11 protein-coding genes are annotated in these 15,694 nt (G+C 67.8%); 2 read left to right on the top strand and 9 right to left on the bottom strand.

Annotated elements, in window-relative coordinates:
- Positions 1–182 precede the first annotated feature (182 nt).
- Complete coding sequence (locus FB471_RS24020) at positions 183–1,565, top strand: IS1380 family transposase (protein WP_141996488.1); 1,383 nt, start codon at positions 183–185, stop codon at positions 1,563–1,565.
- Between the two features lie 479 nt (positions 1,566–2,044).
- Here the strand turns inward: FB471_RS24020 and FB471_RS24010 are convergent, their stop codons facing one another.
- Positions 2,045–2,989 carry a C40 family peptidase gene (locus FB471_RS24010; protein ID WP_142000628.1) on the bottom strand — a complete coding sequence of 315 codons (945 nt, stop codon included), beginning with the start codon at positions 2,987–2,989 and terminating at the stop codon, positions 2,045–2,047.
- A gap of 3 nt (positions 2,990–2,992) precedes the next feature.
- On the bottom strand, positions 2,993–3,898 hold the full coding sequence (locus tag FB471_RS24005) for a replication-relaxation family protein (protein WP_246076548.1): 906 nt from the start codon (positions 3,896–3,898) through the stop codon (positions 2,993–2,995).
- A 414-nt stretch (positions 3,899–4,312) separates the two neighbouring features.
- On the opposite strand from FB471_RS24005, the gene FB471_RS24000 reads away from it, so the two are divergent.
- Positions 4,313–4,954: a hypothetical protein gene (locus FB471_RS24000; RefSeq protein WP_142000626.1), complete on the top strand. Its 642-nt coding sequence runs from the start codon at positions 4,313–4,315 to the stop codon at positions 4,952–4,954.
- Positions 4,955–5,096: 142 nt separating this feature from the next.
- Here the strand turns inward: FB471_RS24000 and FB471_RS23995 are convergent, their stop codons facing one another.
- From FB471_RS23995 to FB471_RS23965, 7 genes are all read right to left on the bottom strand, one after another.
- Positions 5,097–7,634 carry a DUF8128 domain-containing protein gene (locus FB471_RS23995; RefSeq protein ID WP_142000625.1) on the bottom strand — a complete coding sequence of 846 codons (2,538 nt, stop codon included), beginning with the start codon at positions 7,632–7,634 and terminating at the stop codon, positions 5,097–5,099.
- Between the two features lie 61 nt (positions 7,635–7,695).
- Entirely contained in the window at positions 7,696–8,541 is an 846-nt protein-coding gene (locus tag FB471_RS23990) for a GP88 family protein (protein WP_142000624.1), read from the bottom strand.
- A gap of 54 nt (positions 8,542–8,595) precedes the next feature.
- Positions 8,596–10,506, bottom strand: coding sequence for a VirB4 family type IV secretion system protein (locus FB471_RS23985; protein WP_142000623.1), 1,911 nt, complete (start codon positions 10,504–10,506; stop codon positions 8,596–8,598).
- Complete coding sequence (locus FB471_RS23980) at positions 10,506–11,726, bottom strand: PrgI family protein (protein WP_142000622.1); 1,221 nt, start codon at positions 11,724–11,726, stop codon at positions 10,506–10,508. The genes FB471_RS23985 and FB471_RS23980 overlap by 1 nt, the downstream gene beginning before the upstream one ends.
- A complete protein-coding gene (locus tag FB471_RS23975) occupies positions 11,723–13,621 on the bottom strand; it encodes a TrbL/VirB6 family protein (protein WP_246076546.1) in 1,899 nt (632 codons plus the stop codon). Before FB471_RS23975 ends, FB471_RS23980 begins: the two co-directional genes overlap by 4 nt.
- 87 nt (positions 13,622–13,708) lie before the next feature.
- A complete protein-coding gene (locus FB471_RS23970; RefSeq protein WP_142002389.1) occupies positions 13,709–14,026 on the bottom strand; it encodes a pilin in 318 nt (105 codons plus the stop codon).
- 182 nt (positions 14,027–14,208) lie between these two features.
- Positions 14,209–15,099 carry a hypothetical protein gene (locus FB471_RS23965; protein WP_246076746.1) on the bottom strand — a complete coding sequence of 297 codons (891 nt, stop codon included), beginning with the start codon at positions 15,097–15,099 and terminating at the stop codon, positions 14,209–14,211.
- Between the last annotated feature and the right edge of the window lie 595 nt (positions 15,100–15,694).

Below are 15,694 nucleotides of genomic sequence, written 5' to 3'. Positions count from 1 at the left end.
GCCGAGCATCGGTGAGAAGTAAAGTCAATTAACCACTTCGTGCCAGTGCTGTGTCCAGCTAGCCCGGGGCTTTCATGGCAGTGCGGGTTCGGAGTGTGCCATTAACAGAGAATGGTGCTCTGAGCTGCGATAATACGGCTTGTCGAAGGTCGTATCGGTCGCAGTTCAGGAGCACCATTCAGGTGAGTAAGCATAGTTCGCCCTACCCGAGGCTGGTCGCGGACGGGTCTGGTTCGGGTGTCGTGTCGCAGGCCGGGGCGGTGTTGTTGCTGCGTACCGCTGAGGCGGTGGGGCTGACCGGCGGGATGTCTGAGGTGTTGGCGCCGTGGCGCAAACCGGCCGCGGTGCATGATCCAGGCAAGATCGTGCTGGACTTGGCCGTCACCGCGGCGTTGGGCGGGGATTGCCTGGCCGATGTCGGAATGCTGCGTGCCGAGCCAGGGGTGTTCGGTGTCGTCGCCTCGGATCCGACGGTGTCACGAATGGTCACCGCGCTGGCCGCCGATGCGTCGAAAGCGCTGGCGGCCCTCCGTTCGGCACGCGCGTCAGCACGGGCGGTGGCCTGGGATCGTGCTGGCGAACACTCCCCGGGTCACGGCATCGACGCCGACCATCCGCTGATCATCGATCTGGACGCGACCTTGCTGGACGCGCACTCGGACAAGGAACACGCCGCGCCGACGTTCAAGAAGGGCTACGGCTTCCACCCGCTGGGCTCGTGGGCCGATCACGGCGCCGCCGGCACCGGCGAACCCTTGGCGATCCTGCTGCGGCCGGGTAACGCCGGTTCCAACACCGCTGCCGACCACAGGCGGGTACTGGCCGCAGCGCTGGACCAACTCCCCTTCCGGCCGGGGTATCGGGTGGGCCAGAAGGTGTTGGTGCGCACCGATTCCGGCGGCGGCACCCACGACTTCGTGCGGTACTGCCACCAACGGCGGCTGCAATACTCGGTCGGGTTCGGCCTGACCGAGACCACCGCCGCCGCGGCCGACCTCATCCCCGCGCACGTGTGGACACCCGCCTACGACGCCGACGGACAGGTCCGGGACGGGGCCTGGGTGGCCGAGCTGACCGGACTGCTCGACCTGACCGACTGGCCGCCGGGCATGCGCGTGATCGTCAGGAAGGAACGCCCGCACCCCGGCGCTCAGCTCCGGTTCACCGACCGCGACGGCCTGCGGCTGACCGCGTTCGGCACCAACACCCGCCGTGGTCAGCTGGCGGATCTGGAACTACGGCACCGCCGCCGCGCCCGCTGCGAGGACCGCATCCGCACTGCCAAGAACACCGGCCTGGCCAACCTGCCCCTGCACGGCTTCGACGCCAACCGGATCTGGATCGAGATCGTGTGCCTGGCCACCGAGCTGATCGCGTGGACGCAGATGCTCGCCCTGACAGCTCACGAAGCGCGCCGCTGGGAGCCCAAACGGCTTCGCCTGCGACTGTTCTCCGTCGCCGCGCGGCTGGCCCGCCATGCCCGCCGGACGCGGCTCCAGCTCACCACGCACTGGCCCTGGACCGAATTGATCATCACGGCGCTGACTCGCCTGCATCCCGGTTGACCAGCGGCAACCCGACCCTACGAGACAAGGACCAACCATCCCCGGGCCTGTGGAACCCGGCAGCAGCCCGCTGAACGGGCCACCCGATCATGCCCTCACCACACAGCAACCGCCCAAAACACCAATCCCGAACCAGCCCAGACCAACCCATCAGCCCACGCAAGATCCGGGCTAGGCTGGCCGGGGTGGTCAGGCGGCTGGGTGAGGGGCCGGCCGTCCCCGCGGATCCCTTTCGCTGCGGATGCGGGCGCGTTCGCAGCGTTGGGCGGCGAGCACGGTGTGGTTGGGGTGGTCGGAGCCAGCAATCACAAAGGTACGCAGCGGCCCGAAGTGCGCCTCGATCGCATCGTTCGTCCAGCGAACGCCATCCCACTCTTGCCCGCCTGAACTATAATAGGAAGCGGTCCAGCCTCGACTGTTTCGGGGAGTGTCGTGATCTTCAGACAGACCCGCCAACATTAGATCAAATGCAATAATGGTCAGTTGGTCGGACGGGACGCTGCGAGGTAGTCGTCTCCGCTCCAGCGGTATGAGCTGATCTGGACCAGCTCACCGAACGTCGGAGCGTGCACCATCTTTCCCGCGCCGATGTACAGGCCGACGTGGTGAACGTTGCTGGGTGTGCCGTAGAAGACCAGGTCACCGGGGAGCAGTGGTTGGCCGGCGGGCACTAGTGGTCCAACATTGTATTGTGTCTGTGCCGTGCGGGGTAGGGAGATTCCGGCGGCGTTGTAGGCGGCTTTGGTGAGGCCGGAGCAGTCGAAGCCAGCGTGGCCGCCGGCTGGTCCGTTGCCGCCCCACACGTAGGGCAGGCCGAGTTGGCCGCAGGCGAAGTTGATCGCCGCGATCGCGGCCGGGGTCGGTGCCTGGATCTTGTTGCAGTCTCCGGTTCCGACGGTAGTCGTGCCGTACCGCTTTGCTTGTGCCAGAACGCTATTGACGTACTGGTCGGAATGGTTGTAGGCGAACAGTGCTTTCCGGATGTCCTGCTGTGCTCCGGAGTCGCAAAGGTAGAACGCAGCAGCGTAAATGGCGTCGTGCGGGTTGTAGCGCGAGGGTGGGTTCGCGCCTCCGGCCGGGATCGTGTGTCGCGCGATGACGCCGTTGAAGGTTGGCTTGAGGAACTGCATGGGGCCACCTGCTCCCATGTGGTTCTCGCCGTCCTTGATGCCCTTGCCGGAGCCGCGCCCGTGCTTAGACTCGGCATCACCGATAGCGGCGAGGATCGTCCAGTCCAGCCCTGGACACACCGAGGCTGCGGCTCGGTAGAGCGCCAGGTAGTCGTTGGGGATCTCGGCGAGCGCCGCCTGGCTGGGTTCGGTGCCACCGGTGCCAACCAGGGCGCTCACGATGGCTTTGCCGATACCGCCGATCAGTATGGGGATAGCGATGATGGCCGCGACCGCGGCGATGGCGATCTTCATAGGTCACCTCCGGAAGCGGCTTGTGGGTAGGGGTGGCGGGAGCGGGTCCGGCGCGGCCGGTTCCGCAGGCGCCTGCTGGGCCTGAGCCGCGGTCGACGATGGCGCCGTGGTGGGCCCATCGATCTGGGGCCAGAGCTGGGCGAGTTCGACAAGCCGAAGCCGACCCGGCCGTCGGGACGACGAACCGGCGACCGGCAACCATCGGGGGACCGTTGGGTTGTTCTCGCCGGCGATGTCGGCGATGTCGGCGGTGCTGGTGGCCACTGGCACGAGGGTGGGATGGTCCAACTGGCACAGCGCGTCAACGAATGCCCGGCGCGCGGTGGTTTCGCGGCGGTTGGTGGGCAGCCACACCAGGACGGGCGTGGTGATTCCCGTTGCGGTGGCGAGCTTTTCGTAGCCGTGGAGCTTGTGGGCGAGTTTGCCGAGGTCTTCGGTGCCGAAGTCGAATTCGAGGAAAAACTCGATCCGGTGGCCGTCTTCGCGCCAGCGGCCGTAGGCGTCGGGGCGGACCATGTCGCCGAACAGCCGGCCGCAGCGCAGCTCGGACCACCAAGCGGTGAGCTGTCCGCGGGCGCCGGGACGTCGGCTAAGCGCGACGAGGGTGGTGAAGAAGCCGTTGACGCCGACGGTGTGGGCTAGGCGCAGTGAGTGGGCGATGCCGATGGCGTCTTCGTGGCGGTAGCCGAGTTGCTTGGGGTCCAGGCCGTCCTCGTAGGCAAGGGCGACCGAGCCGGCGATGTCGAGCACGTAGTGCATCGGGGCGGTGCCGGAGCTGACGAACGGCTGGAAGCGGTCGACGACGCGCCACTTGAACAGGTCGAGCAAGCGGTGGTTGGCCGCGCGCATGCTCGGGTAGCAGAGCTCAACGATCTGCTGGGTGGTGAGCACTTTGTGCTCGTGCAGCATTCGGGTCAGCCACCGGTCCCGAAGGGTGAGTCGCCCGGCCAGCTGGGCGTGGTGCTCCCCGGTGGTGGCTGCCCGCGGAGTGGGACGCTGGGGCATGTGTCCGCGCAAGGCCCGCTGGGGCGTGGGATTCGAGATCATGAGTGGGCACCTCCTGGACAAATGAGCGGAATCGCATCTATTGCAACCTTGGACAAGGTGGAGTGATCGCTGTTCTTGCTGGTCAGAATGTTTGGGTGGCGGCCACGGCTACAGATGATCGCGGCGCTGACCTATGGCGGTGTACGTGAGCACATCATTGTTGTGTCTGATACAACGGTCTGGTGGCTTCTGTGGCGCCTGGTTCAGCGCGACTCGTCTTGGCGGATAATGTTGTCCATCTCGACTGCCCGGTGAGAAGAATGAACAATTGGATGAGTGATGGTTGTTAAGTGGACGGAAGTACTCTCGGCGCTAGCTTCTGTTTCGTCGACTTGCCTTTCAATAGTCGCTGTCGTATGCGCCTATCGCGGTGTTCGGGCGGCTTGGCAGAGCTTCGAAATGCAGAAAAAACAGCTCAACGAATCAGTGGAGCTTCGAGCCCGAGAGCATGCTGCAAATTTTTGCGTATGGCTTGAGGACCTTGGTGATTCATGGGTCGTGATGGTCCACAACGCGGGCGACATGCCGGTTTACGACGTGTACGTTTCGTGGGATCTCGACGACCCCGTGAAATGGCCAGGAATCTATCGAAAAATGCGTCCTGTCCCCGAGGGTGAACATACGGGTCTGATCGGCGATTGTGAGTTCGGGAATGTGGGTCCAACCTCTGAGCCGCGATGCGAGGACGGAGTGGGTGAATGGATTCGAGAAGGAGCTGCTTATTGCGTCGAAGTACTCGAACAGCGCGATCATGGACTCCTTTTTCCTCCGGGTTTAGAGAAAGCTTTCAAGAACATGCACCTCACGACGATTTTTACTGATGTCGCAGGTACTCGCTGGGAACGCCGCGGGGGGCAGCTGCAGCGCCAGGAAGACTGGCTTGCCCTCGAAGAGGATCGGATGGAGGCTGCGGAGTGAATACTGCACAGTTGAGATACCTGCCTTTCGCCAGTCGTGGGCAGGAGCGGGTGAGGACGAAGGCAACGCAGGCGGGCTCACCGGACCGGGGACGTGCGCCAGGGTGAGCGGCCTGCGTCGCCGAAGAACGAGATCCGACGGGTCAAGCGGCGCGGCGTGGGTCCATGGTGGGCTGTCCGGCTTGGCCCGCGCCGGTGTCGGTGACCGGTGGGCGCGTGTTGACCCTGGCTGCTTGGCGGATTGCCTTGGCGCGTCCGGGAACCGCAGGCGGGAGCTTCTCGGTGACCGCGGTGAACGGCGCTGCTTCCTCGCCGCCCAAGACGAGGCGGGCAGCGACGTGGTAGACGCCGAGATTGGACAGGTCGTGATCGCTCAGCCGCGGCATGGTGTGCCGGGCCAGCCGCTTCGCGTCTTCGGGACTGGCGTTGAAGAAGATCTTCGACCGAGCGTTGGTGCTGATGCCCTCTTCGAGCTCGTTCGGTAGCTGTCCGAGGTACTGGTGCGCCAACGTCATCGACAGGCGGTAGCCCCGTGCTTCCGCCAACATGTCTTCGAGTGGGTAGGCGAGATTTAAGAAGTTGTGGCACTCGTCCACGTACAACCCGCAGTCATGACGTTGACGCTGCGGGATACGGGCTCGGCGGGTTGCGGCTTGCCAGGTGCGGGCGACGACGATCGAGCCGACCAGTCGTGCGGTTTCCATGCCCAGGGCGTCGCGGGCGATCCGGACCAGGCAGATGCCGCCGGTGTTGAGCACCTCGTCCATATCCACCGTGGAGGTGCCGCCTGCGATGGCGGCGCGGACGAAGGGACGTAGGAGGAAGCCGCGGATTTTGTTCATCAGTGGCGCGATCACTTGCGCGCGGCTGGCTTCGGAGAGGTCGTCGTACCAGGACCAGAAGCCCTTGAGCACGTCGTCGTCGATCTGATCGCAGGCACGAGCTCGGAACGCCGGCACCGTGAGCAGTTTGGGCAGATCGACCAACGTCGGCGTGCCGGGCATCGCGGTCAGGGTGAGCAACCCGGCACGGAGGATGTCGTCGGTGCGCGGCCCCCACGAGGAGGCGTAGATCCGGGAGAAGATCGACACGAGGTTGTCGACCGCGCGGGCCTTGTCCGCTCCTTCCAAGGGGTTGAGCACCGGCGGGCGGGCGCGGGAGTCGGCGTCGAACAGCACGACCTTCTCGCCGAGTTCCTCGGGCAGCCGCATCAAGATGTCCGACACGAGGTCGCCCTTCGGGTCGACCACGACCACGCCACGGCCGACCTCGGCGTCGGCCAGGATCAGCCGAGCCATTAGCTCGGACTTGCCGGAGCCGGTGGCGCCGAGGATGTGCAGATGGTGGCGGGCGTCGGCGACGTGCAGCCCGACCGGACGAGAGTGTCCGGAGTCGGACAGCCCGAGCGGCTTGATCTGCTCGCCGGTCGTGGCGATACCCGGTGGGGGCGGCACGGCCTTCGCGCCGGCCCGCTGCAGGCCGGGCGTGGCTTCGTCGATCGGCAAGTGCGCAATCGCGGCCAACTCCGGGATCGAGAGCAGGTCCCCTGTGCCCAGCCGGCGCTCGGCCAGCACCGCGACCGGGTCGCGGTGGAGCCGGACCCGGCGGTAGTAGTTGTGCTCGGCGTAGGCCGCGAACGAACTGGCGATTGCGTGACCACGGCCCCGCAGCACCTCCCGCACTGCCTGGATCTCGCCGGACGTCGCGTCGTCGGGGCGGGTGGTGGCCACCGCGTAGCGGATGCGGGTCTCGAACTGGTTCGCCCGCAGCTTCTCCACGACCGCGTGGTCTTGGGCGGCGTACTCCAGGCTGGTCTGCCGATCCAACCCTGGCGTCCGCGTGTTGGTGGACGGCTTCGGGGTCTTGCCGGGCGTGAGGATGTCGAGCAGTCGGCCGACCAGGTTGACCGAGCTTCCGGCGTGCACGCGTCGGGCTGCCCGCCGTGCCTTGGTGACCCGGTGGCCGGCGACCGGGCGGGCGAGGATCTGCACGCAGGCTCGTTCGTGCGGGCCGAGCCCGACTGGCGCGCCGAGCATCGCCCGGATCGGGTCAGCCGGGTGGTCGGTGCGGATCGGTAGCGCTTCCGAGCGCGCCAGCCGTAGCTCGCCGCCGACCGCTTCGATCTGCCGGCCTGCCGCTGCGGTGGTCGGGATCGGGGGCTTGGCGGGGGTGGTGCGGGTGTGCGCGCCGGGCCAGGCGGCTTCGATGGCGCGCTCCACCATGCCCGGCGGCACGAGGCCCGGAACCCACAGACGGATCTGCACACCGTCGTCGGTGAACGTCAGCTCGAAGGTCAAGTGCGGCTGCCCACTGAACCTGCGCAGCCACCCCGGTCTCAACAAGCCGACCAGGTTGGACCACACGGTGATCGCCCCGGACGGATCGACCGTTGGCGGCGCGAGCACGGTGACCGCGCGGGCGTCGGTGACCAGCTTCTCGTGGTAGCGGCGGCGCCATCGGCGCCGCGCGATGACCGCGGCGGTCACGGCGACCGCGAGGATCGGGCCCGCGATCGGGCCCCAGGTCAGGGCGAGGTCGCGCAGGTGAGCCAGCACGTTCTCGAACGCGCCAAGTGGGTCGCGCAGGTAGTCGCCGACCGGTGAGGCGAGCACGTCCGCGGCCTGCTCGGCGCGCGGAGGAACGGGGGTGGATACGGGTGCGGTGGTGATCGGCCAGGACATGGGGACCTCCTCACGGAAGCGGTCGGCGTGACGGGTTGCGAATGACTGGGTGGGCTCGTGGTCAGGCCGCCCGCGGCCGGCCGACTCGCTGAGGGCTGGGCTCGGCCGCGGACTGCTGGCCGGTGTCGGGGCGGGTGTTGTCGACGACCAGCCGCAGGTGCCGGCGACCCCTGCGGGCGGCGCGTTCGGCGTCGACCTCGGCCTGCCACTCGGAGAACCGGCGGCCAGCCAGCCTCTTGAGGTAGGCGGGAATGCGATTGGCCGGCACACCGACCAGCCGCGGGCCGAGGACCGCGAGGAGGTCGCTGGCTTCCTGCGAGGCCCACCCCGCCTCGGCGATGGCGACTTCGTCGGGAAAGACGTCGGCGACCCGATCCACGTCCGGATTCAGTGCAGCGTCCTGGGTGCCACCGAAGGAATAGACCCACAAGAAATTCGACGGTGGGCCTGGTTCCACGAGCGCACGAAAACGGGAAACCTCTTTGGTGTATGCGTAGAAATTCGTGTCGGGTCGGGCGCGGCAGATGTCCAGCCATGCCTGGAGGTAGTCGTCGCTGAAGAAGTCGCCGCTATCGTGAATTCTGATCCAGGCGCCGCGGAATTTGGCCGCGCCGAGTTCGGCGAGCATGGCGGTCCGCCAGCCGACCAGGTCGTCGAGGACGAACATCAGGTTCGCTTGGTGTTTGGCGCGGACGACCGGCCAGGTGTAGGTGCCGTGGCGGGCGTAGCACGCCTGGGCACAGATCCCTGCGCTGGGGCAGGTGTTGTAGGTGCGGCCGTCGGGGAGCCGCCCGGCCCAGGCGGGCAGCGACCAGTTCCACACGCCGATCTGGCGCATTTCACTGTTCTGCGTGAGCAGGCGAGCGGGTCGGCGAACGGTAGCGGGCATGGGCAGTGATGCAGGCATGATTGTCCCCTGGATGTGATTCGGCGAGGCGGATGAATGGGAGTGGTACGGCGATTAAGCGGCGTCGAGTTCGATCTGCGACGCGTCGCCGTCGTCGAACGAGTCCGCGATTCCTGTGGTGTCATCCGCGCCGAGTTCGACGAAGGAGTTCTCGGTTCCCGACGAGGTGTCGGAATACTCGGCGAGTTCTGCGGGGTTCGAGGTGACCAGGTGATGCTCGACCGGTGAAGCAATGGACTGGAACGCCACCCGCTGTGTCCCGGTTGACAAGAGGCCCTGACCGCGGTCAGCGGAGAGCAGGAACTGGCGCTCACCCATCGAGAGGTCGAAGGTGCGGGTGATCTCGTCGATCGCCTGCGAGGCTTGCCGCAGCAAGATCTGCGTCGCCGCGTTCGCGACGACGGCCTTGCCCAGGTCCGAGCCCAGCACGTCGGCGGTGTCCTGCGTGGCCACCGTGAGACCCGCCCACTGCTTGCGGCTCGCCTTAGCCATGCGGAACAGGAACTCGGCCCCCGCGGGCTCCTTCATCAGCAGCCACGCCTCATCGACCACGACCAACCTCGGCTTGCGGATGGCCGGATTGGAGACCTGTCGCCACACTGCGTCCAGGGTCAGCAGGGTGCCGATGGGCTTGAGTTCGTCGGCGAGATCCCGCAGCGAGAACACCACCAGGTGGCCCTCCGGTCGCGTCGAGGTGGGGCCGGAGAACAGCCCGGAAAACGCGCCGGTGACATACGGGTGTAGCCGTGCCGCCAGCTCGACGCCAGCCGTGTCGCCGCTGTCGGCGAGCACCTCGGCGAGGTCGGCCAGCAGCGGCGCCGGGCGCGTCCAGGTCCGCGGATCCGACGTGATACCGACGCGCTGGTAGGTCGCGGTGATCGCCCGGTCCAGCGCTGCCCGCTCGGTCGCCGCGAGCTCGCTGCCCAATAGCACCGTGATGACGGTGTGCAGGAACAGCGACCGGCGGATCAGCGCGTCGCGGGGTGCGGTGCGCCGCCCGTCCGGGCGAGTGTGGATCGGCAAATCCATCGGGTTAAGGCGGACCTGCTCGGCACCGAGGTGGACATACGTGCCGCCGACCGCGGCGGCCAGCCGGGCGTACTCGTCCTCGGGGTCGATGACGTGGATCTCGATCCCGCGGTACAGGGAACGCAGCGCCTCCAGCTTGACGAGATAGCTCTTGCCCGCGCCGGACCGGCCGAGGATCACGCTGTTGTGGTTGTCCAGGGTGAACCGGTCGTGATGGACCAGCCCCTGGGAGCCGACGTTGAAGCCGTAGAGCACTCCGCTCGGCGCGCCGACTGAGGTCGGGTCCTGCGGTGGCAGGTCCGGTGAGGTGAACGGGAACGCTGCGCTCAACGCCGAGGTGTCGAATGTCCTACGCATCCCGACGAGGTCCAGGCCCATGGGCAAGCTGGTGATCCAGCCTTGCAGGCTACGGTAGGTGGTCGGTTTGCAGTCCAGCAGCAGGCTGGCCGCCAGTGACCGGATCGCGGCGACCTCGTCGCCGAGGGCTTCCTCGGTCGGGGCGTGCACGGTCAGGTAGAGCCCGAGCCGGTAGAGCTTGCCCTCGCCGCGCGCAACCCGTGAGCTGAGGTCGTAGGCGTCTTCGGTGGCCGCTTCGACCTGCGGGTCGATCAGTCGGCCCTTCTCGCTGGTGTGCCGGCGACCGCTTTCGAGTTTCGACAGCTGCTTCTTCAGCCGGTTGGAGGCTGTGACCGGGTCGATCGGCTCGATGTGCAGAGAGACGTCAACCCGTCCGGGGTAGGTCAGCAGCGGCTGCAACCAGCCGGGGTGCACCTCGCGCGGGTAGCCAACGACGGCGAAGCTCGACACCCATTCGCCGCCGACTTCCAGCGCTCGGGGACGGACCGAGATGGCGTCCGGGGTGAACGCGCCGGCTCGCCCGAGCGACGGCTGGGCGGCGGGTGTCTTGTGTCCACGGCGCTTGGCCTTGGTCTTCATCAGCGGTACCTCCCCGCAGAGTTCTCGTAGTCGTCGGGGTCCTCGGCCTCGTCGTCGAAGCCGTCGTCCCTGGCGTCCTCGCCGTCGGGAAACTCCTCGGCGGCGGTGAGCACAGAGCGGCCGAACGCGGCGGTGTCCCAGCCCTCGTCCGGGGCGGTGGTGATGACCTCGTCCGACCCGGCCAGCCCGGCGCTCGGCGGGATCAGCGAGTCCGGGTTGCACGCCGCGGCGAGCACTGCGGTGGCCTGTCCGTCGTCCAGCGGGGTGACCACGATCCCCGAGGGCGAGAGCAGCTCGACCGCCTCGCCGAGCCGGCGCACGAGCCGCGCCTCGGCGGCCCGTCGGGTGGCGTCGTCGACCAACGCGGCCTGCTTGGCGGCCTTGCGCTTCGCGGTCAACGCGGCCAAGGGCGACGTGCCCCCGAGCCCATCGCTCGGGCCTGTGGCGAGCAGCGGTTCGCGCAGGATCAGCAGCACCTGGCGGCGCAGCAGGTCGGTGGCGCGGCCGAGCTGGTCGAGGTATTCGGCGTGTTCCCGCGCTGCCTGCTCCAGCGCTGGGTGCGGCAGCCCCCCGGCCTGTTCGCGGAGCTCGGCGATCTGCCCGGACAGATCCAGCCGTTCGGCACGGACCAGGACCTGCACCGGCGCGGTGAGCGAATGCAGATACCGCCCGAACGAGGTGACGAGGCTCTCTTGTTCCTGTGGTGTGCGCAGTCCGAAGTTGATCGTGGAGCACACCGCCACCACGGCTACGCCGTCCTTGCCGAGGTCGATCACGCCGGTATCGGTGACAGCCTCGGCGGGCAGGCGCAGCGCTGCCGGAGACACCGCCGACACTGCGGCGTTCGCGCCCGCCTTGCCCTGCGCGCGGTCGTTGCTCGTGCCCGCGACCTGCTTGTCGAGCCACTCCGGCGCAGACCGGATGCCTTCCGGCGCGGCCACCCGGTGCTGTGGGCTCATCCGCTGCCGCAGCGCCGCGAGGACCAGCCGGTCCAGGGTGATGCCGTCGCGCTGCCCCAGCGCGAGGAACGCGGCGGTCGCCCCGATCGGGATGGCCACGATGAGGAACGCCACCAGCGGCACGAACTCGCGGGTGATCGTGTACGTCCCGTACAGCACGATCGCGGTGATGGCGAGGATGAGCAGTTGCCGCGCGGTCAGCGGGCCGATCACCAGGTCCTCCCGATCGACGTCGGCGGGAATCCTGACAGGCTGACTCATTTCCCGTCACCTCCTCCTGGGGCGGGTTTCGGTGCGCAGAACATCGGCGGCGGAGCGGACTGCGTGCGTCGGTAGGCGTCGCCGATGCGGGGCTCGGGCTGCGCCTCCCGGAACGCCGGTGCCGCGGGCGGGGACGCCGGCCTGGCTGGTGGTGCCGGTTGCGGTGCCGACGGAGTGGCGGGTCGGAATTGCAGTTGCGGGGGCACCGACGCGGTGCGGATCGGGCGGGCCGGTGGCGGGGTGGCGCCGCGTCGACGCGGACTCCCGGCGGCTTGGAATCGGGGTGCCGATCCCGGCCGCTGCCCTCGCCGTGGCGTGGGCGTGGCGGGCGTGGGTGCGGAACTGAACTCAGGAGGCATGGCTGGTCCCTGGTTCGCCGGGGTGACGGCGGGGTCGTGGATGGTGTCTTGCGGTGTGGACTGCAGGAACTGCGGAGCCTGCGAGGGCAGCCGCGACCGACGGGCCGCGCGGGCGCGCTCGGCGTCCTGGGCCGCTTTGAGCCGCTTGTTGACCATCTCCGGGGTCGGCGCGAGGCGCGGCTGCGCGGGCCACGGCGGATCCGCAGACCCACCCCCACCGCGACCACCACCGCCGGTCTTCGCGGCACCGGCGGCACCGGCCTTGCCGAACGCGCCAGCCCTCCCGGCGACCATGCCGAAGGTCTTCGCCGCGATGTACGCACGGATCAAACCGCCGAGGAGCGAGCGCCCCGAGCTGACCTTGACTGCCTTCAGCAACCAGAACGGAATCTTGAACAAGATGGCGAACAACGCGATGGCGGCGACCAGGGTGCCGAGCGCGGACAGCGCCGAGCCGAACAGATTCACGCCACCGGACAGGAACGTGCGCACCGCAGTGATCAGCACCAGCGCCTGGGCCACCTGGATTCCCAGCACCGCCACAATGGCCTTCCACCACCAGCGCGCCAGCGGGTCGGTGTGCGGCAGGGCGTGACACATCAAGAACAAGGGGCCCGAGATGATCAGGACCAGGGTGATGACGATCCGGACCACGTAGACGACCAACAGGCCCAGGCCCAGCACCACGAGCACGAGGCCGACGAGGATGATGAACAGCCCACCGGTGGCGATGCCAGCAACCGCCTCCTCCAGGGTGCTGCCCAGCGAGGGCGCGTTCACCCCATCCCCGAGGATGCCCAGGGTCAAGCCGTTGGCCAGACGAATGATCTTGTCGGCGAAGAACAGCGACAGCGCCGACGCCAGGAACGCGATAGGGATCCGGGGCCCGATCTCCTTGATCGAGTAGCGCGCCTGGACGCTCTCGTGCCCCATCACGACGATCCCGCCGAGGAGGACGAGCAGGCCGTAGGCGGCGACCACGATCTCCCACGAGTTGTTCCACAACTCGCCGATGCCGGGCAGGTCGCTGATCGTCGGTGTGGACAGCGCGGTGTGCCCGATCAGGTCCAGGATCGGCGAGAGTGCGGCTTCGACGATGCCGCGGAACGCCGAGTTGATGGCCTCGGTGATGCAGGCGCCGATGTCGGTGATGCCACAGTCCGAGTCGTCCTCGCCGCTGCCGGTGCCGGGCTCCTGCGGGTCGGTGTTCGGCGGCGGTGTGGTCGGCTGCGGGATGCAGTCCTCACCGGTGCACGGCGTGGTCGGCGCTGGGGACGGCGGCTGCGCAGGCGTGGTTGGTGCTGGGGGTGCCGGTAGGGGCGGTGTGGGAGCCGGAGCACAGGGGATCGGCCTCGGATCGGGGCCTGAGCAGGGGTCAGGTTGCGGTGTGGTCGGCTGCGCCGAGGCGCTCACCGTGAGGAGGAGGCCGGCCAGGAGCACGACGATGCTCAGCGCCAGCATCCAGCCCGCGCGCCAGCGCCGCGACCGACCTGTCGGCGGCCGGTCGGCGCTGGCGGCGGAAACCGGGGAGAGCATCACTCGGTCCGCGGCGCCAGCAGTCGCGACCCGGCCGCCGGACCGGCGGTGCGGGCGAACCGTGGGCGGGGTGCTGACGGCCATCGGTCAGGCCCCCACGATCCCTTTGAGGATCTCCACGACCAGCGGCGCCAGCGCCGCCAGCCCATAGCCCCACCCAGCGGACTTGAACGCGGTCTTCGCCTTTTCGACTTCGCCGGGGTCGCCGCCGCCCATCACGTACCGGACGCCACCGATGGACAGGAACACGGTCGCGAGGCCCGCGAGGATACCCATGATCCAGTTGCGGACGTTGTTCAGGACGTCGGTGACCGAGCCGGCGAGGGCGACGACCGTCGTGTCGGCGTGAGCCGTGGAGGCTGACGCCAGTAGCGCGAGGATCGCCAGTTCGACGATCAGCGCCATGTGCGACCAGCGGGTGGGCCGTACCGGCGTCCGGTCCTCCGGCGTAATGATCGGAGCCTTGGCCGGCTCGCTGCTGGCGGGTTCGTCCGCCTTGCTCGCTGCCGGGGCCTCGGTCGGCGGCTGCGGATGCTCATCGAGGTGGGCGCTACGCGGCCCGCTCGCGGCGGTGAAGGATCGATCGATCAGGCGCATTGGGGCACCTCCGAAGGTCGGGCTGAGCGCGGGTGTGTCCCGCAGCCCTGAACTCCGGATTTCGCGTTCGTTTTGGACACGCGACCCTGAACTTTTTGCGCCGACTCGACGTCGGCGACGGACACGGACAGTGACGATCGCGGCAAGTCGCGGGCAGGTGTCGCCGGGCGCGCTAGTGCCACCGCGGTGGCTACCTGGTCGGTCAGCGGATCAGTCGGATCGGTCTCAGCCGCGCCGTCGCGCAGGTACGAGGCGAGTCGGAGTTCGGCACGTTTGCGCGTCTTGTAGACCGCCCACTCGCTGGCTTGGTGCTGCTCGGCCCAGTCCGCGACGGGCACCTGTTCCAACCGAGTCGCGCCGATCAGCGCGGCTTCGATCTGGGTCAGGACTCCGTCCGCGACCGCACGAGCGAGGACGAGATCCGGGTGGCCCCACGGCTCGTGCGGCGGGGTCGATCGGAAGCCCGGTGCGACCGGTGTCGGACCCGCGAGAGCTTCGGCGAGTGCGTCGTAGCCGGACCGGTAAGCAGCCCACCGCAGCCTCAGCATGATCCGCGGCGGACGCAGATCGATGGTCGACAACGCGGCCAGGAAGCCGCGCATCACCTCGGCGTGCACGTCGGCCGGATCTCCGGCGAACCGGTCGGACAGGGTGGCCGTGACAGAGGTCAGCGCGGGTAGTGCGACCCCGACCGCGGCGACCGTCCAGGTTGCTCCTTCGGTACGGGAGCGCAGCACCAGATGCGCCCATACCGCGTCCCGTGTCGCCTGCGGGCAGCGGCGCGCCAGCAGCCGGTCGCGAACCTCGTCCAGGGGGATGTGCCGGGCCGGCAGACCCGGAAAGAGCCTGCCGTTCAGCGACACCGGATGAGGCCCCGTCACCAACCAGGTAAACGTGTCTCGCGCGATATCCAGCGAGTTCGGGACAGCCTCGTCGCCACCGCGACGAAAAGCGGATTGTGCTGCCATGTCGTGACTCCCACGGCGTCGATGCGAACAACAACGAAGCCAGGAAGCCACAACGGATACCACGGAAATACCACGCCGTTACTAGGCGCCAACTAGCAAACCGCATCGAGGCTACTAGCGAACTACTATTTCAACCCCGCAAACGCGACGAACAAGATCAACAAAGCCCCTCCCGGCCAGGGTGCGCTGATCGACGCTAGTAGCCACTGAGCTGCTGTTATAGTCGCTCACTAGTACGGCACTAGTAGCCACGCAGGACTGCGATCTGGACAGTTTGAAAATCAACATAGCGGCGTGGGAAAATCTTGAAAATCGGGCCGCGAGTGGTCCAGGAGACGGTCCGCCGCGGCCTGGGTCGACAGAACAAGGGGTTCCGCAGCCGGGGGTCTTGGCAGAACCTTTCGAATCGCTTCGCGTCGCGATTGACGAACGCCGTCGCAGCGCCAAAGAAATTTGGTGAGGCGTGTCCAAAACGGGGCCGAAATACGGAGTTAAGGGGCGTCAGAAC

Source organism: Amycolatopsis cihanbeyliensis (assembly GCF_006715045.1).
Classification (GTDB): domain Bacteria; phylum Actinomycetota; class Actinomycetes; order Mycobacteriales; family Pseudonocardiaceae; genus Amycolatopsis; species Amycolatopsis cihanbeyliensis.
Note: the sequence above shows the minus strand (reverse complement) of the source record. Positions and strands in the feature narration are given on the sequence as shown.

Bases quoted from the DNA above. Each gene is read 5' to 3' on its own strand.
- FB471_RS23995 (WP_142000625.1), bottom strand. From the start codon at position 7,634: ATGTCCTGGCCGATCACCACCGCACCCGTATCCACCCCCGTTCCTCCG.
- FB471_RS23985 (WP_142000623.1), bottom strand. From the start codon at position 10,506: ATGAAGACCAAGGCCAAGCGCCGTGGACACAAGACACCCGCCGCCCAG.
- FB471_RS24005 (WP_246076548.1), bottom strand. From the start codon at position 3,898: ATGCTGCACGAGCACAAAGTGCTCACCACCCAGCAGATCGTTGAGCTC.
- FB471_RS23980 (WP_142000622.1), bottom strand. From the start codon at position 11,726: ATGAGTCAGCCTGTCAGGATTCCCGCCGACGTCGATCGGGAGGACCTG.
- FB471_RS23975 (WP_246076546.1), bottom strand. From the start codon at position 13,621: ATGCTCTCCCCGGTTTCCGCCGCCAGCGCCGACCGGCCGCCGACAGGT.
- FB471_RS24010 (WP_142000628.1), bottom strand. From the start codon at position 2,989: ATGAAGATCGCCATCGCCGCGGTCGCGGCCATCATCGCTATCCCCATA.
- FB471_RS23990 (WP_142000624.1), bottom strand. From the start codon at position 8,541: ATGCCTGCATCACTGCCCATGCCCGCTACCGTTCGCCGACCCGCTCGC.
- FB471_RS23970 (WP_142002389.1), bottom strand. From the start codon at position 14,026: ATGGCGCTGATCGTCGAACTGGCGATCCTCGCGCTACTGGCGTCAGCC.